The following is a 26,724-nucleotide window of genomic DNA, read 5'->3' on the forward strand; positions in this document are numbered from 1 at the left end:
GATGGCCGGGGTCCTCGCGGGATTCGCGGTCATCTGGATCATCATCCTGGTGGGGGCCATCGTCTACCGCGCGGGGATCCTGGGCGATGCCGGCCAGCGCTCCCTGAGCGCCTTCTCCTTCTGGGTGGCCTCCCCCTGCCTGCTGTTCCTGACGGTCTCCGGGGCGGACGTCTCCCAGATCTTCTCCGCCCCGCTGCTCGTGGCCCTGGTCTCCGCCTGGGCCACCGCCTCGCTGTGGTGGGGCTTCGCCTTCGCACGGCGCGCCCTGCGGCGGCGGGATCAACGGGATCGGGCCGCGCAGAGCCTCCCCTCGGCCGACGACGACGGCAGCTCCATCGAGCGCCGCGGCGCCCAGGGCGGACGCGCGCGGCTGGGCTCCGTGATCATGTCCGGACAGTCCGCCTCGATGGTCAACTCCGCCAACCTGGGCATCCCGCTGACGACCTTCGTGCTCGGCGATGCCTCGGCCGTCGTGCCCGTGATCCTGTTCCAGCTGGCGATCTACACGCCCATCTACCTGGCCCTCATGGACATCGCAGTGCTCGGGCGCCGCCCGAACCCGCTGTCGCTGCTGCGCTCTGTGGCCACGAATCCCATGATCCTGGGCTCGCTGCTCGGCGTGGTCTTCTCGGCCACCGGCTGGCAGCTGCCGACCGTGGCCCACCAGCCGATCGAGCTGATCTCCGGGGCGGCCATCCCGTGCATGCTCGCCGCGTTCGGGATGTCGCTGGTCTCCCACCGCCCGCTGCAGGGCACTCGCGCCCACCGCCAGGAGGTCGCGCTGCTCTCCGCGCTGAAGCTGATCGCCCAGCCCGTCCTGGCCTGGCTGTTCGGCCTCGCCCTGGGCCTGGACCCCGCCATGCTCTACGGCGTGGTCCTGATGGCGGCGCTGCCGACGGCGCAGAACGTCTATGTGGCGGCCGTGCGCTATCGCAGCGCTGAGGCCGTGACCCGCGACGTCGTGCTCGTGACCTCCGTGGCCGCCATGGGGACCATGGCCGTCGTGGCCCTGCTGCTCGCCTGAGCCGCCCCCGTTCACCTGCCGTTGCGCGACTTTCGGGGACTCGCCCAGATGATTGTGTGCCAATTCACATCTGGGAGTATTCTGGGCCGTGGAGGTGCCTGCCGTGTCCACGGTGCGCCTCGCACGAATCGAGCACACGGAGGAACCTCGTGAGAGCAGAGCACCATCGGCGAAGGCTGCGCACCGCAGCGCTCGCCTCGATCGGAGCACTGATGCTGGCGGGCTGCGCATCGGATGATGGCGGTCCCACCGAGCTGACGTGGTACATCAACCCGGACAACGGGGGGCAGGCCACGATCGCCGAGCAGTGCTCCGCGGACTCGGGCGGGAAGTACACCATCACCACCTCGCTGCTGCCGCGCGATGCCGCCACGCAGCGCGAGCAGCTGGCCCGCCGCCTGGCTGCCGGCGACAGGTCCATGGACATCATGTCCCTGGACCCGCCCTTCATCCCCGAGCTGGCCGAGCCGGGCTTCCTGGCCGCACCGCCGCAGGAGCTCGTGGAGACAGCTACGCAGGACACCCTCGAGGGCGCCCAGGCCGGTGCGCAGTGGGACGGCGAGTACGTCTCCATCCCGTTCTGGGCCAACACGCAGCTGCTGTGGTACCGCAAGTCCGTGGCCGAGGCCGCCGGGCTGGACATGACCCAGCCCGTGACGTGGGAGCAGATCATCACGGCCGCGAAGGACCAGGACAAGTACCTGGGAGTGCAGGGCGTGCAGGGCGAGTCCATGACCGTGTGGGTCAACAGCCTCGTGGAGTCCGCCGGCGGCTCGATCGTGGAGGGCGACCCCGCCTCGGTCGACACCCTGGAGCTCGCGCTCGATTCCGAGGCCGGGGGCAAGGCCGCAGGCATCGTCGGGACGATCGGCGAGGAGGGACTGGGCGGTCCGGGCATCGACACCCAGGACGAGAACGCCGCCATGGAGCAGTTCCGCGGCGAGAAGGGCTCGTTCATGGTCAACTGGCCGTTCATCTACTCCGCCACCCAGGGCGCTGTCGCGGAGGGCTCGGTCGAGCAGTCCGTGATGGACGACATCGCCTGGACCACCTGGCCCCGCGTGGACGCGGACACCCCGTCGGCTCCCCCGCTGGGCGGCATCAACCTGGGCGTGGGCGCCAGCTCCGAGAACCAGGACCTGGCATGGGAGGCCATCGAGTGCATCTCGGACCCGGCCAACCAGGCGCAGTACATGGTCTCCGACGGCAACCCCGCCTCCTCCTCCTCTGCCTACGAGGACAAGGCCGTGCAGGAGGCCTACCCCATGTACGAGGCTATCCGCGAGTCCCTGGACAGCGCCGCCCCGCGCCCGCAGACCCCGTACTACAACGAGATCTCCTCCGGCATCCAGCAGGAGTGGACCCCGATCCATGAGGTCAACGAGAACACCCCGGCGAACTCGCAGGAGTTCATCGACTCCGTCCTGAAGGGAGAGTCGCTGCTGTGAGCACCTCGACTCAGGGCCGCCGACGGCCCGCCTCCGCCCCGGTCTCCGACCGGCTGAAGTCCGAGCGCCGCCTCGGCTGGCTGCTGGCCGGACCGGCCTTCGCGGTCATGCTGCTGGTGACCATGTACCCCATCATCCAGGCGCTGTTCGACTCGCTGTTCTCCTACCGCCTCACGGCCCCGGATGACCGCGAGTTCATCGGCCTCCAGAACTACTGGACGGTCCTCACGGACGGTGTGTTCTGGAAGGACCTGTGGGTCACGTTGCTCATCACGCTCGTGACCGTCGCCGTGGAGCTCGTGCTCGGCTTCGCGCTGGCGCTGGTCATGCACTCGGCGATCAAGCAGCTGCGCGGCCTGCTGCGCACCGTGATCCTGGTGCCCTACGGCATCATCACGGTCGTGTCGGCCTTCGCCTGGTTCTACGCCTTCGACATCAACACCGGCTACGTGAACTCGTGGTTCGCCTGGCTGCCGGTCATCGGCCCGGACTTCAACTGGTTCGGCCAGAGCTGGTCCGCGCTGCTGGTGATCATGGCCTCCGAGATCTGGAAGACCACGCCGTTCATCTCCCTGCTGCTGCTCTCGGGCCTGGCGCAGGTGCCGAACGAGCTCGGCGAGGCCGCCAGGGTCGACGGCGCCGGCTGGTGGGAGCGCATGGTCAAGGTGACCATCCCCTCCATGAAGGCCGCCATCATGGTCGCGGTCGTCTTCCGCGCCCTGGATGCCTTCCGCATCTTCGACAACATCTACATCATGACCAACGGCCAGTACGGGACCGAGTCGCTGTCGCTGCTGGCCTACCGCACCTCGATCACCCGTCTGGAGATCGGCCTCGGCTCGGCGATCTCCGTGATCCTGTTCATCTGCGTCCTGCTGATCGCCGTCGTGGCCATCAAGGGCTTCAAGGTGGATCTCACCGGAAGGAAGGGCTGATCCCATGACCGGCAAGCAGAAGCTCGGCTGGGCGGTCATCACCGTCCTCGTCCTCGTGTGGTGCCTCTTCCCGGTGCTCTCGATCCTCATGAACTCCTTCAAGTCCGCCTCGGACCTGACCTCGGGCGGGTTCATCCCCACCCAGTTCACGTGGGAGAACTACGAGATGATCTTCGTGGGCTCGGCCCAGGACCTCTTCGTCCCGGCGCTGCGCAACTCGATCGGCATCACGCTGATCGCCACGGCGATCGCCGTGGTGCTGGCGACCCTGTGCGCCTACGCCATCGCCCGCCTGGACTTCCGCGGCAAGTCCCTGATCCTCACGACCTCGCTCATGGTCTCCATGTTCCCCGTCGTGTCGATCGTGACCCCGCTGTTCAACATGTGGCGCCAGATCGGGCTCTACGACACCTGGCTGGGCCTGATCCTGCCGTACCTGTCGCTGACCCTGCCGATCTCCATCTGGACGCTGGCGGCCTACTTCCAGCAGATCCCGTGGGATCTGGACTCCGCGGCCCAGGTCGACGGCGCCACCACCCTGCAGTCCTTCCGCAAGGTGATCGTGCCCATGGTGACCCCGGGCATCTTCACGACCGCGATCATCGCGTTCTTCATCGCCTGGAACGACTTCGTGTTCGGCATCGGCCTGACCTCGACCTCGGCGGCCCGCCCCGTGCCGGCCGCACTGGGCTTCTTCACCGGCGCCTCGCAGTTCGAGGACCCCGCCGGCGCCATCTCCGCCGCCGCGATCGTGGTCACCATCCCGGTGGTCCTGCTGGTGCTGCTGTTCCAGCGCCAGATCGTCGCCGGCCTCACCCAGGGCGCCGTCAAGGGCTGACCCCCGGCACGGACCCGAAACCACACTTCCTCCCCACGAGAGGCGCACAGCACCATGGCATCCATCACCATCGACAATCTCGTCAAGAAGTACGACGACGGCTTCCCCGCCATCAAGGGCGTCAGCATCGACGTCGCCGACGGCGAGTTCCTGATCCTCGTCGGCCCGTCCGGCTGCGGAAAGTCCACCCTCCTGCGCATGGTCGTGGGTCTGGAGGACATCACCGACGGCGAGCTGCGGATCGACGGGACCCGCGTCAACGAGAAGCAGCCACGAGAGCGCAACCTCTCGATGGTCTTCCAGAACTACGCCCTGTACCCGTTCCTGACCGTGTACGAGAACATCGCGTTCCCGCTGCGCCTGGCCAAGGGCTCGGACAAGCTCTCCGAGGACCAGATCGACGCCAAGGTCCGCGAGGCCTCGCGCCTGCTGGATCTCGACGATCACCTGGAGCGCAAGCCCGGCAACCTGTCCGGCGGTCAGCGCCAGCGCGTGGCCATGGGCCGCGCGATCGTGCGCGAGGCCGACGCCTTCCTGTTCGACGAGCCGCTGTCCAACCTGGACGCCAAGCTGCGCGGTCAGATGCGCACCGAGATCGCGCAGCTGCAGCGCCGTCTGGGCATCACCTCGCTGTACGTGACCCACGATCAGACCGAGGCCATGACCCTGGGCGACCGCGTGGCTGTGCTGAAGAAGGGCGAGCTGCAGCAGATCGCCTCTCCGCGCGAGCTCTACGAGCAGCCCGTCAACCTGTTCGTGGCCGGGTTCATCGGCGCCCCGTCGATGAACTTCCTGCCGGCCCGTCGCAACGGCGACGTCTTCGTGACCCCGCTGGGCGAGATCCCGGTCCCGGCCCACGCCCAGGGCCGTCTGGACTCGGCCGGCGAGCTGCTCGTGCTGGGCGTGCGCCCGGAGCACTTCGCGGATGCCCGCGACGTCGCCGACACCCCGTGGTCGGCCAAGGGCGCCACGTTCGATGCCGAGCTCTCGCACACGGAGTGGCTGGGCAACCAGCAGTACGGCTACGTGCAGTTCGAGCAGGACCGGGACGTCAAGGACAAGCTCGACGAGCTCGCCCGCGACCTGGACGCCGATGAGATGCCCGCCCAGGTGGTCGTCGAGCTGCCCGCCAGCTCGCGCGTGCGCGGCGGCTCGCAGGCCAGGCTGTGGCTGAACACCTCCAAGATGCACGTGTTCGACCCGCAGACCGGCGAGAACCTCACCCGCGACGAGGAGGCCGGTGCCGAGCTGACCCGCGAGGCCAACGAGGAGCGCAAGGCCGACATCGCGCGGATGCGCGACCAGCAGGCCTGACCCGCCTCCTGCCTGACGACAGCGGCCGGTCCTCCCCTCACGGGAGGACCGGCCGCTGTCGTCGTGCCGGGTCGCAGGGTGGCCGTCCGCCTGATTCCCGCACGGCGATCCGGCGGGGCCGGCGGCTCAGCCCTGGTTCCAGGCCATCCACACCAGCAGCAGAACCGCGGCGATCGCCGCCAGACCCGTGAGCAGGGGACGCAGCCACGGGAAGCGCATGAAGGGGCCCACGAGCCGCGGCCAGGTCTTCGCCATGTGCGCTGGGCTGGCCTGGGCGAAGCGCTCCGTCTTCACCCCCAGGTGCTCCACGAGGCGGTCGATGGACTTCCGGTCCCAGATCGTCCCGTCCATGCGGAACAGGCGCCGCCCCGCGTCGTCGGCCGCCCACAGGTAGGGCCGAGCGACGCCGCGGCGGCGCTTGGTCCCGTCGGAGCCGGTGCGCGCCGGGCGGCGCAGGGAGTCCACGACCACCAGCCGCTCGATCTTCGCCCGCTCCATCGTGTGGAAGCCGATCGTGCGCGAGCCGAGCACATGGGTGGGCGTGATCGCCACGGTCACGGGCCGCAGCCAGCGCCACGCGCTGACGGCGCAGCCGATGATGACGATGACCAGCACGATGATCCCCATGGGCGCCGGCCGCCGCACCCCCAGCACGGCAAGGCACAGCAGCCCGAGCACGACCGTGGGCAGGCAGGCCAGCAGACGCCGGCCCATCGAGCCGATGCGAGGGTGCAGAACCCGTTCGGCGGTGCCGTACTTCGCGGGGATCTGGCGGATGGACTCGGCCATGGAGTGCGGCTCCTTCGAAGCGCGGGCGGTGTCGTCGACTAGCGTAAGGAGGATGGATCAGAACACGGCGGTGCGCAGGGCGATCGGCATGTGGCTGGTCCTTCTCGTGCTCGCCATGGCTGCCGCGTGGATCACGATCTCGCTGGTCAACAAGTACATGTACGGCCCGGAGACGGACGTCCGCGCCTACTTCGAGAGCCTCCAGGACGGCGACGGCGGCCGCGCCCTGGGCCTGCTCAATGCGCAGGTCGATCCCGAGGACGATGCCGTCCTGCTCGACGGCGAGCCGCTGGCCGCGGCCACCGAGTCGCTCGAGGACCTCGAGATCTCGACCGTCTCCCAGGACTCGGAGGAGGCCGTGGTGCGCGCCGACTTCACCCTGGACGGTCAGCCGCATGCCTCCGAGTACCGCCTGGTGCCCGTGGACACCCAGTGGGGCTTCTTCACGGTGTGGGGCTTCGAGGAATCCGAGCTTCCCTCGGTCACCGTGTCCATGCCCGGGGCCACCAGCGCCGATCTCAACGGAGCCTCGGCGGCGCTGCCGGAGTCCGAGCAGCGCTTCGCAGCATTCCCGCCCGGTGTCTACTCGGCCTCCTACGCCTCGCGCTGGGTCGACACCGATCCTGCCTCGGTCGTGCTGACGGATGAGGCCCAGACCGAGACCATCGCGCTGGAGGCCACCCCGTCGGAGGCTCTGGAGACCGAGATCTCCGAGCAGATCGCCGCTGACCTGAGCACCTGCACCGAGCAGTCCAGCCTGTACCCGACCGACTGCCCGTTCTCCTACGACTTCGACGGCCGAGTGGACGGCGACGTCACCTGGAGCATCACCAAGCAGCCCGAGCCGCCCGTGACGATCGGCGTGGACGGCGGCAAGGACTGGGCCCTGGGCTCGGCGAAGGGCATGGCCGAGGTCTCGTTCACCTCCGTGGACCTGTTCGACGGCACCACCGAGGAGGTCACCGAGTCGGTGCCCTTCACCTACCAGGCCGATCTGGCCGTCAGCGACGACAGCGTGAAGGTCACCCGCCGCTGAGCCCCTCGCGCCTGCTGCCCGCATGCGCTTCCGCGCCGCGCATGCGGCATCCAGGCACACAGGCGCGGGAGGCCGGGTGGGAGGGGTCAGGCGTTCAGACCGCGCAGATCCAGCACCAGGGAGTCCTCGGCGCCCTCGGCGACCGTGAACGGGATCCCCCAGTCCTGCTGGTACAGGTGGCAGGCGGCGTGGTCCGGGATCTCGCCGCCGGGCTCGCCGTCGCAGGCGGCCGCGCGGGCGGTGATGTGCAGGACGCCCTCGGTGACGCCATCGGCGAGCGTGATCTCGCGCTTGAGGCCCTGGGCGGCGCCGCCGCCGTCGACCAGCGCCTCGGCCGGGGAGACCGACAGCTTCAGCTGCGTGGGATCTCCCCAGCGGTCGTCGAGCTTCTGGCCGCTGGGGGCGACGAAGCGGACGTCGATCGTCATGGTGCCGCCGGCGATCGGGGTGCGGCTGCGCTGGGAGACGGAGGCGCCCTCGTCGACCTGCAGCAGCTTCTCCGGAACGGGCAGGCGCACCAGGCGGTGCCGGTTGGTCTCCACCACGATCAGCTCGGGGGTCTCCCCCGAGTCGTCGACCAGCAGGTCCGACGGCTCGTCGAAGTCGCGCTCGAGCGTGGAGAGCTGTCCCTCGACGGGATCCCAGCGCCGGATGGCGCCGTTGTAGGTGTCGGCCACGGCGATCGAGCCGTCGGGCAGCACCGCGACGCCGAGCGGGTGCTGCAGGCGCGCCTGGGTCGAGTCGCCGTCGCGGAAGCCGAAGTCGTAGAGGCCGAGCCCCGCGGCCGTGGCCACGCCCGAGAGGGCGCCGTCCGCCACCGCGATGGAACGCAGCGCCGAGGACTCGGAATCCGCCGCCCAGATCGTGCCGTCCGGGGCCTCGACCAGCCCCGACGTCTGCGCGAACCAGGACTGCGAGGGATCCCCGTCGACCAGGCCCTCGTCGCCGGTGCCCGCCGCCACGGCCAGCTCGCCGGTGCGCGGATCGAAGGTGAAGATCTGATGCGTGCCGGACATCGCCACCACCAGGGTGTCGGCGGCCGTGGACCACACGGTGTCCCACGGCGAGGACAGCGCGACCTCCCGCGGGTCGGCTTCAGGATCGATGTGATCGGCGTCCACGCCCTTGGCCCGCTCGGAATCCAGCAGGCGCTGCACGCCGCTGCCCGCCAGGGTCGTGACCTCGCCGTCGGACAGGCGCACGCCGCGCAGGCGGTGGTTCACGGTGTCGGCCACGATCACGTCATAGCCCACCTGCTCGCGGACGCCCTGCGGCAGCAGCGCGAGCCCGCGCGGCTCGTTGAAGTGCGCCTCTTCGGGGCCGCCGTCGGCGTGGCCGCGGGTGCCGTCGCCGATCACGGCGCGCACGGTCTGCAGGTCTGCGGCCATGCGGACCAGGCGGTGGTGGCCGGTGTCGGCCACCAGCACGGAGCCGTCCTCGAGGGCCACGGCCTTCTCCGGGAAGCGGAGGTCGCCGTCGGTGATCTCCGGGGGGACGTAGGGACCGTCGCCGCGGTGCAGCGTGCCGGCCGCCTCGTGCTGCTCCACGAGCTGCTCGACGAGCGAGACGATCCCCTGGACGTGGCCCTCCCCCGAGAGGTGGGCCACGATGTAGCCCTCGGGATCCACGACCACCAGGGTCGGCCAGGCGCGCGCGGTGTACGCGTCCCAGGTGCCGAGCTCGGGGTCATCGAGCACCGGGTGGTGGATCTCGTAGCGGTCCACCGCCGAGGCCAGGGCCTCGGGATCGGCCTCGTGCTCGAACTTGGGCGAGTGCACGCCGACCGTCACCAGGACGTCGGAGAAGCGCTCCTCCAGCGGACGCAGCTCATCCAGCACGTGCAGGCAGTTGATGCAGCAGAACGACCAGAAGTCCAGGATGACGATCTTGCCGCGCAGCTTCTGCCAGTCGAGCTGCTCGCCGCCGGTGTTCAGCCAGCTGCGGCCTGTCAGGGCGGATGCTCGGACGCGGGACTGCGCGCTCATCTGGGGTCCTCTTCCTCGTGCTCGTCTCGTGCGGGGCCCGATCGCTCGGTCCTGCCCCGTCGTGTCAACCCCCGGCGGGCGCCGGGGTATTCCGTCCGGCTCAGCGGCGCTCGCGCTCGGCCAGCGACTGCATCATCTCGTTGTAGGCCTCGAGCTCGGCATCGCCGGTGCGATCCGCCTCGCGATCCACCCGGCGGTTCTCGCGCCTGCCGTCCATGGCCCACTGGATGGCCACGACGACGGCCAGGATGGCCGTGGGCAGCTCGCCGATGCCCCACATCAGGGCTCCGCCCTTCTGCTGGTCCTCGATCGCCGAGTCTCCCCAGGGGCGGCCCATGTTGCCGAACCAGGAGGCCTCCAGCAGCGTGTCCATGCCCATGATGGTGACGCCCACGAACGCGTGGTAGACCATCGTGGCGATCAGCAGGACCAGTCGCATGAAGTGCGGCGGCCGGTACGGGATGGGGTCCTGGCCCACGAGCACCAGGGCGAACATGTACCCGGTGAACAGGAAGTGGGCCATCATGAACTCGTGGCCCACGTGGTAGCGCAGCGTGACCGACAGCAGGTCCGTGAAGTAGAAGATCACGATCGAGGCCGCGAAGTTCACCGAGGCGAAGATCGGGTGCGTGACGACCTTGCCCCAGGTGGAGTGGACCAGGCGCAGGATCCACTCGCGCGGTCCGCGAGTGCCGTCCTGGCGCGGCTCCAGGGCCCGCAGGAGCAGGGTGACGGGCGAGCCCAGGACCAGGAACACCGGGATGATCATGGTCAGCGACATGTGCTCGACCATGTGCGCGGAGAACAGCACCCGCGCGTAGATGGCCAGACCGCCGGACGTCGCGTACATCAGCAGGGCCAGGCCCACGAACCAGGACACTGCGCGCAGGGGCGACCAGCGCCCGCCGGTGCGCGCGAGCTTCCACAGGGCCCAGGCGTAGGACAGGCCCAGCACGGCGATGACCGCGACCCACAGCCAGTCGAAGCGCCACATGGTGACCAGGCCCTCGGGCGTCGGCGCCGGCGGCAGCTCGTAGAACGTGAGGATGCGCGCCGGGGAGGCGTTGTCGGAGAGCTCCTCGGGCACCGGGGGCGCCGAGTTGCCGAGTGCTACGGCGACGCCGATCAGCGCGCCCATGAGCACGAGCTCGCCCAGGATGACCTGCCATACGGCTCGGCGCCCCGAGACCTTCCCCTCCTCGAGCGCGGGGATCACTGCGCGGCGGTGCATGAGACCGGCCACGCCCAGCAGCAGGGTCAGCAGGAGCTTGAGCAGTGCCAGGACCCCGTAGTCGCTGGTGAGCTGCTCCCAGGTGCCGATGCGCACCCCGGCGTTGATGATCCCGGAGGCCAGCACGAGGGCATAGCAGCACAGCGCCAGGGTCGAGAAGCGATGCAGGACCACGGCGATGGTGGGGACGCGGCGGCCTCGGGCGGCCTGCCCGGACTCGGCGCCGCGGCGCCCGCGCGTGCCGATCGGCAGTGCCGTAGTGGTGGTGTCCGCGGCCAGCTGCGGCGAGATCCACGCCAGAGCGGCGAGGCCGCCGGCCCAGAGGCAGACGCCGAGCAGGTGCAGACCCAGGGAGTTGACCGCGCCCATGTGATCGTCGCTGCCGGCGCTGTGGCCGTTGAGGGCCATGGTCACGATCGCGAGGCAGCCGACCGCCATGGCAGCGGCCAGTCCCAGCCGGGAGCGCAGGCCGAAGAGCAGGGTCGTGGTCACGGCGGCGACGATCGTGCCCACGGCGATCGCCTGCCCCGTGGGGATCTCGGTCGCGAAGCTCACGAGCTGGCGCGTGTAGTCCGAGCTGGCGGACAGCTGCACCCCGGAGACATCGGCATAGGTCAGGATCAGCACCGCGACCGAGGCCACGGTCCACACGATCGACGACGCCCCGGCCAGAGCGACGGTGCGCGCGAACAGCGGGGACTCGGGCTCCTGCTCCCCCGCGCGGGCCCGAGGCGAGCGGCCCCGCCCCGAGCGCTGCCGGTGCGGGAGCACCGACACGGCCAGCAGCACGGACCCGAGCGCGACGATCATGCCCGTGTCCCGCAGCGCCTCGGCGATCGGCAGACCCCAGCGCACTGCGGCTCCCGGATCGGCGACCTCCTGCGGGGCGGAGGCGCCCGAGAAGGCCAGGGCGCCCAGAAGCGACAGCAGCACCACCACGAGCACCCCTGCGATCCACCAGGGCGAGAGGCCGTGGACGACCCCGGGCCCGGTGGAGGGCGAGGATCCGCCTCCGAGGGCGGGGCCTCGCCCCGACCGCCGCTGCTGGGCGGTCCCGGTCGAGTTCGCCGTGCTGCTCATGCTGTCCTCCCGGCCGGCGTCGTCTGCGCCGCGGCCTGTGCTGCTGGGCGCGCCGTCGCGGCGCACCTCCATCCATCTGCTGCCGGCCGACCGGGGCCCGCGTTCGGGGCCTCCGCCGGGCAGCGCTGTCCCGAGGGTCTCACCACAGCTGCTCCCCCACGAATCCGCCCGGCTCGCAGGCCGGCGGGATCGCGAACACCGAGGACCCGATTGGCACCGTCCAGGTGTTGAGCATGTCGAGCTCGTCCAGGCGCTGCTGGATCGGGAGGAACTGCTGGGCCGGATCCGACTGATACGACGCGAACAGCAGACCGGAGTCGCTGACCCCGCCCTCCGTCTCGTCGTGGCGGGAGAACCCGGAGGCCCCGCTGACGGGCATGTCGTAGTTGTAGACCCGCCGGTGGATGCGCACCCGCTCATCGGGGTGCCGCGCCCGGCGCATGTGCGAGTAGTCCGAGATCACGGGGAACCCCACGGGGGTCGTGGCCTCGAAGTCGGGCTCGTCGTGCTCGTGCTCACCGGTCAGGGGCGCCCCGGTGTCCAAGGTGCGTCCCACGGCGTCCTCGCGCCCGATGCGGTCGACCTCGTCCCAGGTGTCCAGGTTCGTGTGGATCCGGCGCAGCACCAAGGAGGTGCCGTTCTGGATCCAGGGCTCGAACGCGTCCTCGCCCTGGCCCCACACGATCCTCTCGTGCTCGGGCGTGCCTGCGGCGGTGTCGACGGTCCCGTCGACCTGCCCGAACAGGTTGCGCGGCGTGGTGCCCGCGGGTTCGGCTCCGGCGGCGGTGCGGAACCCGTCCTGCACCCAGCGCACCTGCCCGAAGCTTCGGACGTCCTTGAGCAGCACGCGCTGAGCGTGCGCCAGGGTCAGCGGGTCCTCGCAGCACAGCTGCAGCAGCAGGTCGCCGTCGCTCCAGCGCGGCTGCAGCTGATCGATCGAGAAGTCCGGCAGCGGGGCCAGCCATGACGGGGCGGCCGCCGGGGCCAGGATCCGCATCAGCCCCGACCCGAAGCCGAAGGTCACCGTGAGCCTCGACGGGTTCAGCGCCAGCTCGGGCTCCTGGTCGCCGATCGGGGCCTGGCCCTCGGTCAGCTCGGCGGCGTCCTGGGTGAGCACGACGAGCATGCGGCGCAGGTCCTCCCGCGTGGTGCCCTCGGTCAGATCGATGCCCAGGAAGGCGGCGAAGCCCTGCGCGGGGGTGTCGATGCCGGCCTGGCGCTCGCCGTGGAAGTCCTCGGCGATGTCGCCGATGAACGCGGGCTGAGCCTCTTCCGCCTGAGCGTTCGAGCCTGCCGAGCGCGTCGGCTCGGACAGCCTGGAGGCGCCCAGACCGACAGCGCCCAGGCCAGCCGCAGCGGCAGCTCCCACGGCGCCGCCTGCGCCGAACAGCCCGCGCCGGGACAGGCCCCGCGCGGGACGGGATTCGCCCTGAGGCGCCCCGGCCGCCGCCCAGGGCGGTTGCGCTGAGCCGCCCTGGGCCTCGACCGGGCCCTGCTGCGCGCCGCGGGAGCGCGCAGCAGGATCGGGACGGCGCTGTGTCACGCAGCCTCCTCGCACATGGACAGCGCCTCCGAGGAGGAGTCCTCCATCCCCGCCATGTCACCGTGATCCATGCCCTCCATGCTCTCGTCGGCATGTTCCGGGCTCTCACCGGCGGTGGGCTCCTCGCCCGGTGCGTACTCCTCCTTGGCACCGGCGTAGTCGCGCACGGGCAGCCGGAGGCTCTGCTCCTGACCGCCCTCGAACTGCAGCTGCACGCTCAGCTCGGTGCCGGCCATGGGGGCGCACTGCAGATCCATGAGCATGATGTGCTGCCCACCCGGTTCGAGGGTCACGGTCTCCCCCGGCTCGATCACGATCGGGTCCTCCAGCGCCTGCATCTTGGTGGCCCCGGTCTCCGGATCCGCGACGGTCTCATGCAGCTCGACCTCGCCCGCGATGCCGTCGGCAGAGGCGCCGGTCAGGGTGACGGCGGTGTCGCCGTCGTTGCGCAGCTGCCCGAAGGCGGCGGTCATCCCGCTATCGGCCGCCTTGATCCAGGGCTGCTCGACGCTCAGCTGATCGCCGCCCTGCGCCTCGGCGCTGCTCGAGGCGCTGCTGGAGGCCGAGTCGCCGTCCAGGGCGTCCTGTCCCACGGCGCAGCCGGGCAGCAGGAGCAGGCCGCCCACGGCGGCCGCAGCGGGCAGAAGGCGCCGCCGCGCGGCTGCCTGCGCGCTCATCGCCCCATCCTCCGCATCATCACGACGGCCGCAGCGACGGCACCCAGCACGACGACGCCGCCGCCGATCAGCAGCCACAGGGCTGTGCCGGAGGACGACTCGTCCCCGGTGTCGGACGAAGACTGGTCGTCGTCCTGCCCCTCGGTCGGGGCGTCGTCCGCGTCCGAGGAGGCCGACTCCGGGGCCTGCGCCGAGCCGGAGGCCCCGGCGGACGACGACCCCTCGGCCGGCCCCCCGCCTGCGGGCTCCTGCGAGGCGCTGGCCTCCCCGCCCTCGACCGTGTAGTCGTAGGCGCCCTCGATCGGGTGCCCGTCGGAGGAGACCACCCGCCACACGACGGAGTACTCGCCCGGCTCGTCCGCCTGATCCGACAGGGGCTGGCTGACCGTCGTGCCCTGGATCTCGGGCTCGCCGTCCGTCACGTCCGAGCCGTCGGGCCCGCTGACACGGATATCGAGGCCGATGTCCTGCGGGGCCGCGGAGAACGTCAGATCGATCCCCTGGGGAGCCTCAGCGCTCGAGGCCCCGCTCTTGGGGCTCGAGCCGGTGAGGCTGTCATGCGCCAGCGCCGGTGCCGGCATGGCGATCAGCGCGGCAGCGGCCAGTCCGGCCCCCGCGCTCATGGTGTGCTTGCTGATGGACATGGAGTTCCTCCTCCGCCGCGCCTCGGACATGCCCTTCAGGGAATGGAGGGGCGGCGATGATGCTGTGATGGAGCCGATCCGGTTCCGGTGCTGGCCCGCTCGGCGTGGAGCTGCGCATCTCGCCATCGTCCGCAGGCAGAAGCCGCTGGACCCGTGAGGGGCCGCGACGTCCACGGGCCGACGCGCCGGTGCGGTCTCAGGCGCACTCCGGAGCGCGCGGCTCGACGTGGAGCGCGGAGGATCAGATGGCGAGCATCCGCACGGGCGGACCCCGGTAGCGCAGTGCGGCCAGGATCACCTGGGCGAGACGCGGCACGGCCGGGCCCATCGGTGCGCAGCGCCACGCGGATGCGGCGATGACGACCGGGTCCCCGATCCGCGAGATCAGTGCTCGAGCACGGATCAGCAGCGTGGCCGCGGCCCGCAGGGCGAGCTTCTCGCCGTGGCGCAGCACCAGCACGGTCACGATCCCGGCCGCAGCGTGCAGGACGGGCATGAGCCATGCGGCGCTCGAGGAGCTGACTCCGAGCGCCTCGAGCGCCGCATGGTCGTGGACCATGGCTCCGGTGGCGCTCAGGACCAGCTCCGGGCCGTCGGAGGCGGCACCCAGGTGCCCGGCGTGCGAGGTGTGATCGACGGATGCGGACATGCTCCCGGACACGGAGAACAGTCCGTGGAACAGCAGCTGCGACACGGCGACGGACAGCGTCAGCCCCAGCCCGGGCAGCCGCAGTCCGGTCAGCAGCATGCACACCGGCGCCGACAGCGCGAGGCACAGGGCCACGAGCAGCGGCGACGGCCACGGGCCTCCGGCGGCGGTGTGGGCCAGGGCGGCTGCACCCGTGGCCACCGCGGCCGCGGTCCAGCCGCGCAGCAGTCGGAGGGAGCGCGCGGTGATCACGGCGAGCGTCCCTCCTTCGGGCCTCCGGCGGCGATGCGGACTCCGGGCGGCGGGGCCTCGACCGCCCGGGCAGATGCCCCACAGTATGCCGCGCGCCGCGTCCGCCCCGCGAATCCGCGGGGGCCGGCTGCCGAGCCATGACGCGGAGCACCGCCTGGTCTGAAAACGCCTCAGGGCGGCTCCCCCGAGGGGGAGCCGCCCTGAGGCGCTCGGACCGGGCAGCAGTCCTGCTGCTCAGCCGCGCGGCATCACTTGGAGGAGGCCGCAGCCTTCAGCTTGGAGCCGGCCGAGAGCTTCACCGAGTGGCCCTCGGGGATCTCGATGGACTCGCCGGTCTGCGGGTTGCGTCCGGTGCGCGCCTTGCGGACGGTGCGCTCGACGGAGAACCAGCCCGGGATGGTGACCTTCTCGCCCTGAGCGACGGAGGTCTCGAGGACCTCGAAGAGGGCGTCCAGGACGCCGTTCACCTGCGCCTGGGTGGTGTCGGCCTTCTCGGCGATCTCGGCGACGATCTCGCTGCGGTTCTTAGCCATACTGCAGTCCTCCTGAAGATTGGGGTCTACTCAGTGGCATCTCATCGGGAGATGCCCGCCGAACTGGAAATTACCAGCTCGACTTGGTGATGCCCGGCAACTCGCCCTTGTGAGCCATGTCCCGGAAGCGCACGCGGGAGATCCCGAACTTCTGGAAGGTGCCGCGCGGGCGGCCGTCGATCTGGTCGCGGTTGCGCACGCGGACCGGCGAAGCGTCGCGGGGAAGCTTCTGCAGGCCCAGACGAGCTGCCTCGCGAGCCTCGTCCGAGGCGTTCTCGTCGATCAGGGTCTTCTTGAGCTCCGCGCGCTTGTCGGCGTAGCGGGCGACGATGACCTTGCGCTGCTCGTTCTTGGCGATCTTGGACTTCTTGGCCATCTCAGCGCTCCTCGCGGAAATCGACGTGCTTGCGGGCGACCGGGTCGTACTTCTTCAGCACGATGCGATCCGGGTTGTTCCGACGGTTCTTGCGGGTCACGTAGGTGTACCCGGTGCCGGCGGTGGACTTCATCTTGATGATGGGACGGACGTCCTTATCCTTGGCCATATCAGAACTTCTCCCCTCGTGCCTGCATCTCGGCGACGACAGCATCGATGCCGCGGGCGTCGATGACGCGGATGCCCTTGGCGCTGAGGTTCAGCGTGATGTTACGGCGCAGGGACGGGACCCAGTAGCGCTTCTTCTGGATGTTCGGGTCGAACCGGCGCTTGGTGCGGCGGTGCGAGTGCGAGATGGTGTGCCCGAAGCCCGGCTGAGCTCCGGTCACCTGGCAATACGCTGCCATTGTGCTCTCCTCCAAATGTCGACGAATGACGGCACGCTGTGGTGCGCGCTGATGCACGGATGCAACTGCGGCAGCGGCCAGGGCGTCCCGTCACCTGAGTACAGCCACCGTTCATGAACCCAGGGCCCGCACTCGGGCCCGGCACGGTGGGTAACCGTCAGGGGTCCGCCATGACGACGGTGAAGATCTTGGTGCCGGAAGGTGGACTCCACCACACGACAGCCTTAGATAGTAGGTTGACGCCGGGTTGCCCGCAACTTTCCGCATCCCCCGGTGAAGGAGGATGCCGCCCCTCCCCGGGTGCCGTCCGGAGCCGTGATCGGGCCCGAGACAGGGATGGGACGAGAGGTGAGTCTAGTCGACACGGCGCGGAAGACCAACCGGCAGGGGGTGGGATCACCCACACCCTGCCGCGCGGCTCAGCCTTCGACGGGGCTCACGGAGCCGGTGGTCCACGGCGCGGTGGGGGCGTCCGGGTCCATGGTCCGCGGCTGCGAGGGCGCGCCCTCGCGGTTCTGCCTGCGCATCCCGCGCCCGAGTGCCCGATTCATGACCGCGGACAGCGAGCGCACGCGCTCCGAGCCCTGGATCCCCTCGAGCAGCACGCGTCGGCCCTCGTCGTCGGCCAGCGGGATGCGCCAGTTGGGGTGCTGCTCGCCGGTCGTGCCGGGCTGGTTCTGCACGCGGCGCTCGCCCACGGCGTCGACGAGCTGGACACAGTGCAGCAGCGACGGCGCCAGTCCCAGATAGGCGTGCAGTGCCTCGACGGTCTGCTGCTCGCTCGCCTCCTCGGGCAGCAGGCCCTCGGCCCCGACGGCGTCGAGCCAGCGCTGCAGCGTCTGCTGAGCCTCGGCTCGCTCCTGCTCGACGGGCCGCTCGAGCAGTCCGAGCTCATCGCGCAGGTCCACCTGGACGCCCTGGAGGTAGCCGGCGGTCGGCGGGAAGTCGTGCGTGCCCACCGAGGCCATGGTCTCCACGCGGTAGTCGCGAGGGTCCTTGGGGCCGTCGCCCTCGGTCTCGAACCACAGCACCGAGGTGCCGAGCACGCCGCGGGCCGCCAGCTCCTCGCGCACCCAGGGCTCCACCGTACCGAGGTCCTCGCCGACCACGACGACGCCCGCGCGCTGGGCCTCGAGCGCCAGGATGCCGAGCATGGCCTCGTGGTCGTAGTAGACATAGGCGCCCTCGGAGGCCCTGTTGCCCTCCGGGATCCACCACAGCCGGAACAGGCCCATGATGTGGTCGATCCGGATGCCGCCCGCGTGGCGGAAGATCCCGCGCAGCATCTCCCGCCACGGGCGGTAGCCGGCCTCCGCCAGACGGAACGGATGCCACGGCGGCTGGCTCCAGTCCTGACCCTGCTGGTTGTACATGTCGGCGGGAGCGCCCACGGAGACTCCCCGAGCCAGAGACCGGTTCAGCGACCAGGCATCGGCCCCGTCCTTGGACACTCCCACGGCCAGGTCATGCATCACGCCGATCGCCATGCCCGCCGAGTCCGCAGCGTGCTGGGCGCTGGCAAGCTGCTCGTCGAGCAGCCACTGCAGCCAGATGTGGAAGTGGACGCGGCTCTGCAGGCGCGTGCGGGCCTCGACGGCGTACGGCGAGTCCGGACCGGCGGCCTCGTCCTCCCACAGCGGCGAGTCCTTTCCGATCTCCTCTCGGATCGCGCACCACAGCGCGAAGTCCTGCAGCTGCTGCCCGCCCTCGGCGGCGAAGCGCCGCAGCTGCTGCTGGCGCTGTGCTGAGCGGCGGACGGTGTAGAGCAGCTCCAGCGCCTTCAGCTTGGCGGCGTAGACGGAGTCCCGCTCGACGTCGTCGACCTCGAGGATCCTGCGCCGCTGGATGGCATCCAGCGTCTGGACGACCTCGGCGTCGCCGGGACGGAGGTAGACGATCTCGGGGATGCCCGCGATGCGCAGATACAGCGGGTTGAAGAACCTCCGGGTCACCGGCAGGTAGGGCGAGGCCTCCAGCGGGGGCACCGGCTCGGAGGCGTGCAGTGGGTTGATCAGGATGTAGTCCGCGCCCTGCTCGCCGCCGATCGCGGCCAAGCCCGCGAGGTCGTTGAGATCGCCCACGCCCCAGGTCCGGTTCGAGGCCACGGAGTAGAGCTGCACGGCCCAGCCCCAGCGGCGCTTGTCCTGCAGCCGATCGGTGGTGGACAGGCGGGCGGGCGTCACCGCCAGCTCGACCTCGGTGGGCACCCCGTGATCGATCTCCGGGGCGCTGGCGCGCAGCTCGTACCACTCCGGGGCCAGATCGGAGGGGATGCGGTAGAGGATGCGATCGACCGGGCACCCGTCGATCTCCCGGGTGCTCAGGCTTCCGGGCACGGCCTCGAGGGGCCGGGTCCGCTCTCCCGCGAAGAGCTCCACGGTGGGCTCGCTGCCGGAGGGGACGTGCACGGGGAAGGAGTCGTCGCGGCCTTCGACGGCGATCACCACCGGCGGCAGGAGCCTGCGCCAGGGGGCGTCCAGGTGCTCCTGCAGGGAGTCCAGCGCGGCCCGCTCGGAGGAGACATCGAGATCCAGGGCCGTGAGCACCGAGCTCAGCGTGGCGTCCGGGACCTGCGCCTCCTGGCCGTCGAAGCCCTCGTATCTGGTGCTCACGCCCAGCTGCTCGGCCAGGCGCCGCAGCGTCTGCCCAGACGGACTGCCGCCGGTGCTGGTGGGTCCTGTGGAAGTGCTCAAGCGCTCCTGGGGATGATCCATGCCGCCATCGTATCGGTCGGCTCCATCGTCCCGACGAGTCGACCCTCACACCGCCGACGAGCCCTCGTCGCGCGCGGCGAGGGCTCATCGGAGTCGGGTCAGCGGTTCCAGAGGCCGTAGGTCGCGGCGAGATCCGAGACCTTGCGGGCGCGGGCCAGGCGCGGCAGGTAGCTGCCGTCCATGGTCCCGGACATGCCGGAATCGTGCTCGTGGAGCAGCTCGCGGGCCCAGGCGATCTCCTGCTCCGAGGGCGCCAGTCCGGAGTTGATCGTCTCGGTCTGGGCCGGATCCAGGGTCAGCTTGCCGGTCATGCCCATGGACTGGGTCACGCGGCAGGCCTCGGCGAGCTGCTCGCCGGAGGCGCCGGGGGTCGGGCCGTCGATCGGGCCGGGCAGACCGCCCACGCGGGAGGCCACCACCAGGGTCGAGCGGGCATGGGCCAGGGCCATGGGATCGCCGGAGGCGCCGGTGTCGCGGCGGAAGTCGCCCACGCCGAAGGCCAGGCGGAAGACGCCCGGGGCCCGGGCGATGTCATTCGCGTTGACCAGGCCCAGCGCGGACTCGATGAGCGCGATGACCGGGGTGCCGGCCGGCATCATCATGGCGGTGCGCGTGATGTGATCGGACGATTCGGTCTTGGCCAGCATGATCCCGCGGAGGTTGCGCGCCCCGGACAGCGCATCCAGGTCCGCCTGCCAGTGCTCGGAGTGGATGTCGTTGATCCGCACCCACGCGCCCGCGCCCTGGTTCAGCGCCTCGACGACATCGGCCCGCCCCTGCTCCTTCTGCCCCTCGGGCAGGCCGTCCTCGATATCGAAGATGACGGAGTCGGCCTCCGAGGCCAGCGCCGGGACGAAGGCCGAGGGATCGCCGGCTCCGACCAGGAGCACGGAGCGGGAGAGCCGGGCCGGCAGAGCGGCGGCTCGCTGATTGCGGTAGGGGGTCACGGAATCATCCTTCAGGGGAGTGGGGGCGGCCCGGCGGCGGGGGCGGGGCCTGCGCGGCAGCCGGGCGAGTCTCGACCCACCAGCGTACCGCCGTCGCCCCAGCCGGGCCGGGCCGCTGAGCGCAGGTCGCGCTGCGGAGTCGGCGCCCGGGCTCAGACCGCCAGGGGCGTGTGCGCCGGATCCACGCGCTCGTCGGGGCGCACGGGTCCGGGGGCGGTCCCGTCGCCGAACGGGCTGCCGCCCAGCGCCTCGCGGCCATGGGGCTCGAGCCAGTTCTCCAGCGACGGCCCGACCGGAACGATCTGCGTGGGGTTCAGGTCCTCGTGGACGATGTAGTAGTGCTCCTTGATCTGCTGGAAGTCGACGGTGTCGCCGAATCCGGGGGTGGTGAACAGATCGCGGGCGTAGGCCCACAGGTTGGGCATCTCGGACAGCTTGTTGCGCGAGGCCTTGAAGTGGCCGTGGTAGACGGGATCGAAGCGCACCAGGGTCGTGAACAGGCGGACGTCCGCCTCCGTGATGTGATCGCCCATCAGGTAGCGCCGGTCCGCCAGCCGCTCCTCGAGCCAGTCCATGGCGGTCCACAGCCGGTCGTAGGCCTTCTCGTAGGCCTCCTGCGAGCCGGCGAAGCCCGCGCGGTACACCCCGTTGTTGACCTCGATGTAGATCCGCTTCATGACCGCCCGCATCTCGTCCTCGAGCTCAGCCGGCCACAGGTCCGGGGCGCCCTCGCGATGATGAGCCGTCCACTGCTTGGCGAAGTCCTCCGTGATCTGCGGGAAGTCGTTGGTCACGACCCCACCGGTCTCGATGTCCACGATCGCCGGCACCGTGATGCCGCGGGGGTAGTCGGGGAATCGGGCGAAGTAGGCCTCCTGCAGCCGCTCGATGCCCAGCACCGGGTCCTTCCCGCCCTCGTCGAGGTCGAAGCGCCACGAGCGGACGTCGTGGGTGGGCCCCGGGAGCCCGACCGAGATGGCATCCTCGAGCCCGAGCAGGCGGCGCACGATCAGCGTGCGGTTGGCCCACGGGCAGGCGCGCGCGGCGACCAGGCGGTAGCGCCCCGCCTCGACCGGCCAGGCCTGCGCCCCCTCGTTCAGCCGCGCCGACGACGGGTCCGCCACGATCCGGTCCTCGATGTAGTTGGCGTCCCGGTCGAACTCCTCGCCCTGGTGCACGTAGGCGCCCTTGGTGCTGTGCTCGGTGCCTGCTGTCGTCAGCTCGCTCATGGCTCTCCTCCATCGTGGTGCGCTTGCGGCCCCGAGCCCCGCGCTGCGGCGGGGCCGGCGACCCGTTCCTGTTTTAGATGATACGTCACCAAAAGAGATCCGGCCAGTGCCCATGACCCGCCTCACGACCGAGGACGCTCGCGCATCCCGTACGATCCCGCCAGACGCCCCCACGGGCGGCGGGAACACCCCGACACCCCCACCGTCACCCGACCCGCTGCGCGCGGGCCAGAGGGAGAGCACCCCGTGAGCCAGAGACTTCGCGTCGACATCGTGCGGACGGAGGCGCAGCTGCAGGAGTTCATCGACCTGCCCTGGCAGCTGCACCCGGCCCACCTGCACATGCCGATCATGGAGGAGACGATCCGCAGCTGGTTCCACGGCTCCGCGGATCACCCGGGGCGCATCGACCTGGTCCTGGTCCGCGACCAGGAAGGGGCCGCGCGGGCTCGCTCGACCGTGCACACCCACGACGCCTTCGAGCAGCGTCTGGGCACGCCGACCCTGTTCTTCGGGGCCACCGAGTTCGCAGATCACGCCTGCCTCGAGACGCTGACCGCCTGGGCCGCCGAGCGCGGGCGGTCCATGGGCAAGCAGCAGCTGCTCGGCCCGGTGGCCCTGGACGGGCAGGAGCGCTGCGGCGTGATCACAAGCGGCTTCTCCCAGCCGACGTTCATGGACCAGCCCTGGAACCCGAGCCGCGTCCCGGACAGCTTCGAGGCCCTGGGCTTCGAGCGCTGGACCGAGGGTGCGACCTGGAGCGTGGACCTGACCCGCGCGCCGCTGCGCCGCCCCGAGGCGGCCGAGCTCGACGCCCGCGGTGTGGAGCTCGTGCAGCTGCGCCGCCGCGACGTGGACGGCATCCTGCCGGAGATCGCCGCCGCAGTGAACGAGGCCATGGGCCGCCAGCACTACTTCACACCCATGGACGAGCAGCAGTTCGCCGCCTCGGTCAAGGACCTGTCGATCATGCTGGATCTGGAGATCGTGGGACTGCTGCGCGATCGGGCCACCGGGCGGATCGCCTCGCACTTCATCTGCATCCCGAACATCTCGCCCGCGGTGCGCGAGGCGCGCGGCCGGATGCGCCTGTGGGACCAGGCCAAGCTGCTGGTGCGCAACCGGCGCTACCGCCGCGAGGCCCTGCTGCTGGTCCAGGGCACGCGCGCGGAGCACGAGGGCCAGGGCCTGCTGTCGATGCTCAGCCAGGAGGTCATGTCCCGCCTGCGCGAGAAGGGGTATCGCCGGCTGCTGGTGACCTTCATCGTGGAGGAGAACCGCGGCTCGTCGCGCCAGTTCGAGCGGATGGGCGGGGCCCCGCTGCACGGCACCACCTTCTACCGAAGGGATCTCACCGGGACCCGCGAGGCTCCGGTCGTATCCTGAAGACGGGTCAGATCTGCCGCAGATCCGCCGGCGGATCAGAACCACCAGGAGGTGATCCCGTGACCGAGCGCCCCGATCCGGCCGAGGACTCCGTGCAAGCGCCGTCGACAGACGAGCGCACCGTCCGCGCGCGACGCCGGGCTGTGCGCGGGATCTCCCTGGCCATGATCAGCCTGGGCCTGCTGCTGTGCGCTTCGCTCTCCACAACCGGCCGGAGCCTCCTGGGAGCCCTGGGCCTGCTGCCTGCGGTGCTGGGTGCTGCGGGATTCCTGGCCGTGGGCATGGGCGTGCCTGCAGGGCTGCGCCTGCCCGCTCGCGAGCACCGCCGCGGCCGCGCGCTATGGCTGCTGCCCTCCGCGGTGCTTGCCCTGGCCCTCGTCTTCCTGGGCGCAGCCTTCTGGGCCGACGGCACCGCCCCGGAGTCCGGCTCCCCCTGGACGATCGTCTGGCTGGTCAGCGCAGCCACCCTGGTCACCTTCGCCGGACTGAGCTTCGGACTCGTGGCGGCCTCCCGCCTCACCATCCACGATGACGATGACGCCCCGCTGCGCCGTGTGGAATGGGCCGAGGAGTATCCCGAGCGCTTCGAGGATCGTCCGCACCGGCACCCCGACGACGGCTACGACTCCTCCTGGATCCGCGGCCAGCGACGCTGAAGAGCATCCTGCCCCCGGGTGTGCGAACGGGCCCTGCCGCTTGGGGGATCAGCAGGGCCCGTTCTGGCGTCCGCATCGGGGGAACGGGACGCACCATCGCACGCGGGAATCATCCGAGAACACATACGGGGGACGTCCTCGGGCCGATACGCGCGACACCCCCCAATATAGGGGACACCTCAGTTCACTGACAAGACATCGACTAATCATGTTTCTCCGCACGTCGGGCGGAGTCGCAGAAGCCCCCCGGGCGCACCTGGATCGGTGCCTCCCGAGGGCTCGTGCGATGCGACGCCGGCCAGCGGGAGCTCCCCCCTGGCCGGCGTCGCGGGATCAGCGGAGGCTGATCACTTGGTCTCGCCCTCGCGGGCCAGGACGTAGTCGTAGATCGCCATCTCGCCGGGGGCGTTCGGGTTGTCCTGCGGATCCAGCATGAGCTCGGGCTTCACGGCGCCGGCGATGTCATCCTCGTTATGGACGTCGCCCGGGAAGTAGAGCTGCTGGGTGACCAGCTGGTAGCCCGGAGCGTGGACCTTGATGTGGATGTGGGCCGGACGCCAGGCGTGCCAGCCGGCAGCGGCGATCAGCTGACCGCAGGCGCCGTCAGTGGGGATCTGGTACGGCGCCGGGCGCATGGTGTGGATCTCGAAGTGGCCGTTCTCATCGGCCTTGACCGTGCCGCGGAAGAGCCACTTGGGCAGCTCCGGTGCGTACTGCGAGTAGAAGCCCTGGGCGTCGGCATGCCAGATCTCGACGGTCGCATCCTTGATCGGGTTGCCCGCGGTGTCGGTGAAGTCGCCCTGGAAGACGAAGGGGGTGCCCGCCTCGTCCTCGCGCATCTCCAGCGTGGCCGGGGTCTGCATCTGCGGGGCGTTCGGAACGTAGTACGGGCCCTCGATCGTGCCGACGACGCCCGGACGGTCCTGGGAGTTGATGTCCTCGATGGTGTGCTCGAGCCACACGTCGAGGAACAGCGGCCACTCGCCGTCCGAGCCGACCTTGATGAGCCAGGCCTTGAACGCGTTGAACTCCTCGTACGTCGCGCTGTGCTTGACGGCGATCTCGTTCATGGCGTTGACCAGGTCCGAGGCGATCGCGTTGACGCGCTCGACCGGGACGTCCAGGCCGGAGAGCTTGCCGGACTCGGCGAAGCGCTGGGTGGCGAGCGAGCCGGCCTCGACGGCGGTGCCCTCGTTCTCCTTGCGGGTATCAGTCATGTCGACCTCCACGTAGTTCGGGTTGCCGACGCGAGCATGCCGCCCATGGCTGTGCCGCGTCGATGCGGAGCCGGCCTCGCCGCAGCGGATGCCCATGAGCCCCAGGGGGCTGCGGACGTCCTGCCGGAGCGAGGAGCCCGGCCGCACATGTGATGTGCGATACAGCAAAAGTAGGTCGCTCATTGCTCACATCACAAATATCAATCGACCTGCTTCTCTTCTCGAATCGGCACATGCGAGCCCCTTGCCCTGCACTAGGCATTCCCCTGATGTGAGCGCCGTCACCGAGCCCCAGACTTGGGGAACCATCGAAGCGTGCCGCATTGCCGCAGACCGCACGTCGGGAAGCGCGAGCCGCACACCCGCCCCAGGACACTTCCGGGGCGGCCCGGTCGACACTCCAGGAGGAGCCATGACTGAGAACCTGAGCCATCTGCACGAGGTCATCGACAACGCCGTCATCGACGACCGCGAGAACGGCGTCATCCGCGCCAAGCGCGAGATCTTCACCGACGAAGAGGTCTTCGAGCTCGAGATGAAGTACATCTTCGAGGGCAACTGGATCTACCTGGCCCACGAGTCGCAGATCCCGAACGTCGGCGACTACTACACGACCAACATCGGCCGCACCCCCGTCGTGATCACCCGCGACAAGGACGAGCAGCTGCACTGCATCATCAACGCCTGCGCGCACCGCGGCGCCATGCTGTGCCGCCGCAAGACGGACAACCGCACCACGTTCACCTGCCCGTTCCACGGCTGGACGTTCCGCAACAGCGGCGAGCTGCTCAAGGTCAAGGACGGCCGCAACGGCGCCTACCCGGAGGGCTTCAACAAGGAGGGCTCGCACGACCTCACCAAGGTCGCGCGCTTCGAGTCCTACCGCGGCTTCCTGTTCGGCTCGCTGAACCCGGACGTCAAGCCCCTCGAGGAGCACCTGGGCGATGCCACCAAGGTCATCGACTCGATCGTCAACCAGTCCCCGGACGGCCTCGAGGTCCTGCGCGGCGCCTCCACCTACACCTACGACGGCAACTGGAAGGTCCAGGCGGAGAACGGCGCCGACGGCTACCACGTGACCTCGGTGCACTGGAACTACGCCGCGACCACCTCGCGCCGCTCTTCGGGCGACTCCGCCAACACCACCAAGGCCATGGACGCCGGCAAGTGGGGCAAGCAGAAGGGCGGCTTCTACTCCTTCGAGCACGGCCACCTGCTGCTGTGGCAGGAATGGGGCAACCCGCAGGACCGCCCGCTGTGGGACCGCCGCGAGGAGCTCGTGGAGAAGTACGGCGAGGAGATGGCCAACTTCATGGTCAACATCTCGCGCAACCTGTGCCTCTACCCGAACGTCTACATCATGGATCAGTTCTCCTCGCAGATCCGCGTCTTCCGCCCGCTGTCCGCGGACAAGACCGAGGTCACGATCTACTGCATCGCCCCGGTCGGCGAGTCCAAGGAGAACCGCGCCAACCGCATCCGCCAGTACGAGGACTTCTTCAACGCCTCGGGCATGGCCACCCCGGACGATCTCGAGGAGTTCCGCTCCTGCAACAAGACGTACTGGGCCAAGGGCGCGCAGTGGAACGACATGACCCGCGGCATGGAGCACGAGATCCAGGGCCCGGACGAGCAGGCCAAGGCGCTGGGCATGGACAACGTGCTCGCCTCCGGCGTCAAGACCGAGGACGAGGGCCTGTACCCGATCCAGCACGGCTACTGGCACGAGGTCATGGAGTCCGGCCTGCAGGCGGAGGAGGCTGCGGAGTCCGCGGCCGCCTCGAGCTGACGCCCGCCCCTGGCAGACCGACCCC

24 protein-coding genes are annotated in these 26,724 nt (G+C 70.3%); 9 read left to right on the plus strand and 15 right to left on the minus strand.

Annotation, left to right across the window (positions count from 1 at the left end):
* The first annotated feature begins 1 nt into the window (after position 1).
* The 5 genes from FFS25_RS02895 (at position 2) to FFS25_RS02915 (ending at position 5,559) form a co-directional block, all read left to right on the plus strand.
* Entirely contained in the window at positions 2–1,024 is a 1,023-nt protein-coding gene (locus FFS25_RS02895) for an AEC family transporter (RefSeq protein WP_058870772.1), read from the plus strand.
* Between the two features lie 149 nt (positions 1,025–1,173).
* Entirely contained in the window at positions 1,174–2,472 is a 1,299-nt protein-coding gene (locus FFS25_RS02900) for an extracellular solute-binding protein (protein WP_058870773.1), read from the plus strand.
* A complete protein-coding gene (locus FFS25_RS02905; protein ID WP_058870774.1) occupies positions 2,469–3,407 on the plus strand; it encodes a carbohydrate ABC transporter permease in 939 nt (312 codons plus the stop codon). Before FFS25_RS02900 ends, FFS25_RS02905 begins: the two co-directional genes overlap by 4 nt.
* Before the next feature lie 4 nt (positions 3,408–3,411).
* Positions 3,412–4,245, plus strand: a complete 834-nt coding sequence (locus FFS25_RS02910; protein WP_058870775.1) for a carbohydrate ABC transporter permease — start codon at positions 3,412–3,414, stop codon at positions 4,243–4,245.
* 54 nt (positions 4,246–4,299) lie between these two features.
* Entirely contained in the window at positions 4,300–5,559 is a 1,260-nt protein-coding gene (locus FFS25_RS02915) for an ABC transporter ATP-binding protein (RefSeq protein ID WP_058870776.1), read from the plus strand.
* A gap of 126 nt (positions 5,560–5,685) precedes the next feature.
* Here the strand turns inward: FFS25_RS02915 and FFS25_RS02920 are convergent, their stop codons facing one another.
* Positions 5,686–6,348 (minus strand): hypothetical protein, encoded by a 663-nt coding sequence (locus FFS25_RS02920; RefSeq protein ID WP_058870777.1) that lies wholly within the window; start codon positions 6,346–6,348, stop codon positions 5,686–5,688.
* 52 nt (positions 6,349–6,400) lie between these two features.
* Here FFS25_RS02920 and FFS25_RS02925 point away from each other — a divergent pair, with 52 nt between their 5' ends.
* Positions 6,401–7,384 (plus strand): hypothetical protein, encoded by a 984-nt coding sequence (locus tag FFS25_RS02925; RefSeq protein ID WP_040560442.1) that lies wholly within the window; start codon positions 6,401–6,403, stop codon positions 7,382–7,384.
* Between the two features lie 86 nt (positions 7,385–7,470).
* Here FFS25_RS02925 and FFS25_RS02930 read toward each other — a convergent pair whose 3' ends face one another.
* The 13 genes from FFS25_RS02930 to FFS25_RS02990 form a co-directional block, all read right to left on the minus strand.
* Positions 7,471–9,369: an NHL domain-containing thioredoxin family protein gene (locus tag FFS25_RS02930; RefSeq protein ID WP_137801841.1), complete on the minus strand. Its 1,899-nt coding sequence runs from the start codon at positions 9,367–9,369 to the stop codon at positions 7,471–7,473.
* Positions 9,370–9,469: 100 nt separating this feature from the next.
* On the minus strand, positions 9,470–11,680 hold the full coding sequence (locus FFS25_RS02935) for a bifunctional copper resistance protein CopD/cytochrome c oxidase assembly protein (RefSeq protein ID WP_249933742.1): 2,211 nt from the start codon (positions 11,678–11,680) through the stop codon (positions 9,470–9,472).
* Positions 11,681–11,819: 139 nt separating this feature from the next.
* The gene (locus FFS25_RS02940) at positions 11,820–13,223 is read right to left on the minus strand and encodes a Dyp-type peroxidase (protein ID WP_137801843.1); all 1,404 of its coding nucleotides are present in this window, start codon (positions 13,221–13,223) and stop codon (positions 11,820–11,822) included.
* Positions 13,220–13,900 (minus strand): copper chaperone PCu(A)C, encoded by a 681-nt coding sequence (locus FFS25_RS02945; protein ID WP_137801844.1) that lies wholly within the window; start codon positions 13,898–13,900, stop codon positions 13,220–13,222. Before FFS25_RS02945 ends, FFS25_RS02940 begins: the two co-directional genes overlap by 4 nt.
* A complete protein-coding gene (locus tag FFS25_RS02950; protein ID WP_171004076.1) occupies positions 13,897–14,544 on the minus strand; it encodes a copper resistance CopC family protein in 648 nt (215 codons plus the stop codon). The genes FFS25_RS02945 and FFS25_RS02950 overlap by 4 nt, the downstream gene beginning before the upstream one ends.
* Before the next feature lie 241 nt (positions 14,545–14,785).
* Positions 14,786–15,445: a hypothetical protein gene (locus FFS25_RS02955; protein WP_137801846.1), complete on the minus strand. Its 660-nt coding sequence runs from the start codon at positions 15,443–15,445 to the stop codon at positions 14,786–14,788.
* A 248-nt stretch (positions 15,446–15,693) separates the two neighbouring features.
* Positions 15,694–15,978 carry an HU family DNA-binding protein gene (locus FFS25_RS02960; protein WP_006213874.1) on the minus strand — a complete coding sequence of 95 codons (285 nt, stop codon included), beginning with the start codon at positions 15,976–15,978 and terminating at the stop codon, positions 15,694–15,696.
* Positions 15,979–16,048: 70 nt separating this feature from the next.
* Positions 16,049–16,354, minus strand: a complete 306-nt coding sequence (gene rpsN, locus FFS25_RS02965) for a 30S ribosomal protein S14 (protein ID WP_053447915.1) — start codon at positions 16,352–16,354, stop codon at positions 16,049–16,051.
* A 1-nt stretch (position 16,355) separates the two neighbouring features.
* Positions 16,356–16,523: a 50S ribosomal protein L33 gene (rpmG, locus tag FFS25_RS02970; protein WP_006213876.1), complete on the minus strand. Its 168-nt coding sequence runs from the start codon at positions 16,521–16,523 to the stop codon at positions 16,356–16,358.
* A gap of 1 nt (position 16,524) precedes the next feature.
* Positions 16,525–16,761: a 50S ribosomal protein L28 gene (rpmB, locus tag FFS25_RS02975; protein WP_006213877.1), complete on the minus strand. Its 237-nt coding sequence runs from the start codon at positions 16,759–16,761 to the stop codon at positions 16,525–16,527.
* Between the two features lie 419 nt (positions 16,762–17,180).
* On the minus strand, positions 17,181–19,454 hold the full coding sequence (gene malQ / locus FFS25_RS02980; RefSeq protein ID WP_349654407.1) for a 4-alpha-glucanotransferase: 2,274 nt from the start codon (positions 19,452–19,454) through the stop codon (positions 17,181–17,183).
* Between the two features lie 119 nt (positions 19,455–19,573).
* A complete protein-coding gene (locus FFS25_RS02985; protein WP_137801848.1) occupies positions 19,574–20,422 on the minus strand; it encodes an HpcH/HpaI aldolase/citrate lyase family protein in 849 nt (282 codons plus the stop codon).
* A 152-nt stretch (positions 20,423–20,574) separates the two neighbouring features.
* Positions 20,575–21,651 carry a glutathione S-transferase family protein gene (locus tag FFS25_RS02990; RefSeq protein ID WP_137801849.1) on the minus strand — a complete coding sequence of 359 codons (1,077 nt, stop codon included), beginning with the start codon at positions 21,649–21,651 and terminating at the stop codon, positions 20,575–20,577.
* Positions 21,652–21,897: 246 nt separating this feature from the next.
* On the opposite strand from FFS25_RS02990, the gene FFS25_RS02995 reads away from it, so the two are divergent.
* Together FFS25_RS02995 and FFS25_RS03000 are read left to right on the plus strand one after the other, a co-directional pair.
* Positions 21,898–23,037: a hypothetical protein gene (locus FFS25_RS02995; protein WP_137801850.1), complete on the plus strand. Its 1,140-nt coding sequence runs from the start codon at positions 21,898–21,900 to the stop codon at positions 23,035–23,037.
* Between the two features lie 59 nt (positions 23,038–23,096).
* Positions 23,097–23,693 carry a hypothetical protein gene (locus tag FFS25_RS03000; protein ID WP_137801851.1) on the plus strand — a complete coding sequence of 199 codons (597 nt, stop codon included), beginning with the start codon at positions 23,097–23,099 and terminating at the stop codon, positions 23,691–23,693.
* A 347-nt stretch (positions 23,694–24,040) separates the two neighbouring features.
* Here the strand turns inward: FFS25_RS03000 and catA are convergent, their stop codons facing one another.
* Positions 24,041–24,910, minus strand: a complete 870-nt coding sequence (catA, locus tag FFS25_RS03005; protein WP_137801852.1) for a catechol 1,2-dioxygenase — start codon at positions 24,908–24,910, stop codon at positions 24,041–24,043.
* Positions 24,911–25,322: 412 nt separating this feature from the next.
* Between catA and benA the strand changes: the two genes are divergently transcribed.
* Positions 25,323–26,699, plus strand: a complete 1,377-nt coding sequence (gene benA / locus FFS25_RS03010) for a benzoate 1,2-dioxygenase large subunit (protein ID WP_137801853.1) — start codon at positions 25,323–25,325, stop codon at positions 26,697–26,699.
* The last annotated feature ends 25 nt before the right edge of the window (positions 26,700–26,724 follow it).

The sequence above is a fragment of the Kocuria sp. 2SI genome, from assembly GCF_005502825.1.
Lineage (GTDB): Bacteria > Actinomycetota > Actinomycetes > Actinomycetales > Micrococcaceae > Kocuria > Kocuria palustris.

Bases quoted from the DNA above. Each gene is read 5' to 3' on its own strand.
- FFS25_RS02930 (WP_137801841.1), bottom strand. From the start codon at position 9,369: ATGAGCGCGCAGTCCCGCGTCCGAGCATCCGCCCTGACAGGCCGCAGC.
- FFS25_RS02910 (WP_058870775.1), top strand. From the start codon at position 3,412: ATGACCGGCAAGCAGAAGCTCGGCTGGGCGGTCATCACCGTCCTCGTC.
- FFS25_RS02895 (WP_058870772.1), top strand. From the start codon at position 2: ATGGCCGGGGTCCTCGCGGGATTCGCGGTCATCTGGATCATCATCCTG.
- FFS25_RS02915 (WP_058870776.1), top strand. From the start codon at position 4,300: ATGGCATCCATCACCATCGACAATCTCGTCAAGAAGTACGACGACGGC.
- FFS25_RS02960 (WP_006213874.1), bottom strand. From the start codon at position 15,978: ATGGCTAAGAACCGCAGCGAGATCGTCGCCGAGATCGCCGAGAAGGCC.
- catA (WP_137801852.1), bottom strand. From the start codon at position 24,910: ATGACTGATACCCGCAAGGAGAACGAGGGCACCGCCGTCGAGGCCGGC.
- benA (WP_137801853.1), top strand. From the start codon at position 25,323: ATGACTGAGAACCTGAGCCATCTGCACGAGGTCATCGACAACGCCGTC.
- FFS25_RS02925 (WP_040560442.1), top strand. From the start codon at position 6,401: ATGGATCAGAACACGGCGGTGCGCAGGGCGATCGGCATGTGGCTGGTC.
- FFS25_RS02950 (WP_171004076.1), bottom strand. From the start codon at position 14,544: ATGTCCATCAGCAAGCACACCATGAGCGCGGGGGCCGGACTGGCCGCT.
- rpmG (WP_006213876.1), bottom strand. From the start codon at position 16,523: ATGGCCAAGGATAAGGACGTCCGTCCCATCATCAAGATGAAGTCCACC.
- FFS25_RS02945 (WP_137801844.1), bottom strand. From the start codon at position 13,900: ATGAGCGCGCAGGCAGCCGCGCGGCGGCGCCTTCTGCCCGCTGCGGCC.
- FFS25_RS02920 (WP_058870777.1), bottom strand. From the start codon at position 6,348: ATGGCCGAGTCCATCCGCCAGATCCCCGCGAAGTACGGCACCGCCGAA.
- rpmB (WP_006213877.1), bottom strand. From the start codon at position 16,761: ATGGCAGCGTATTGCCAGGTGACCGGAGCTCAGCCGGGCTTCGGGCAC.
- rpsN (WP_053447915.1), bottom strand. From the start codon at position 16,354: ATGGCCAAGAAGTCCAAGATCGCCAAGAACGAGCAGCGCAAGGTCATC.
- FFS25_RS02935 (WP_249933742.1), bottom strand. From the start codon at position 11,680: ATGAGCAGCACGGCGAACTCGACCGGGACCGCCCAGCAGCGGCGGTCG.
- FFS25_RS02990 (WP_137801849.1), bottom strand. From the start codon at position 21,651: ATGAGCGAGCTGACGACAGCAGGCACCGAGCACAGCACCAAGGGCGCC.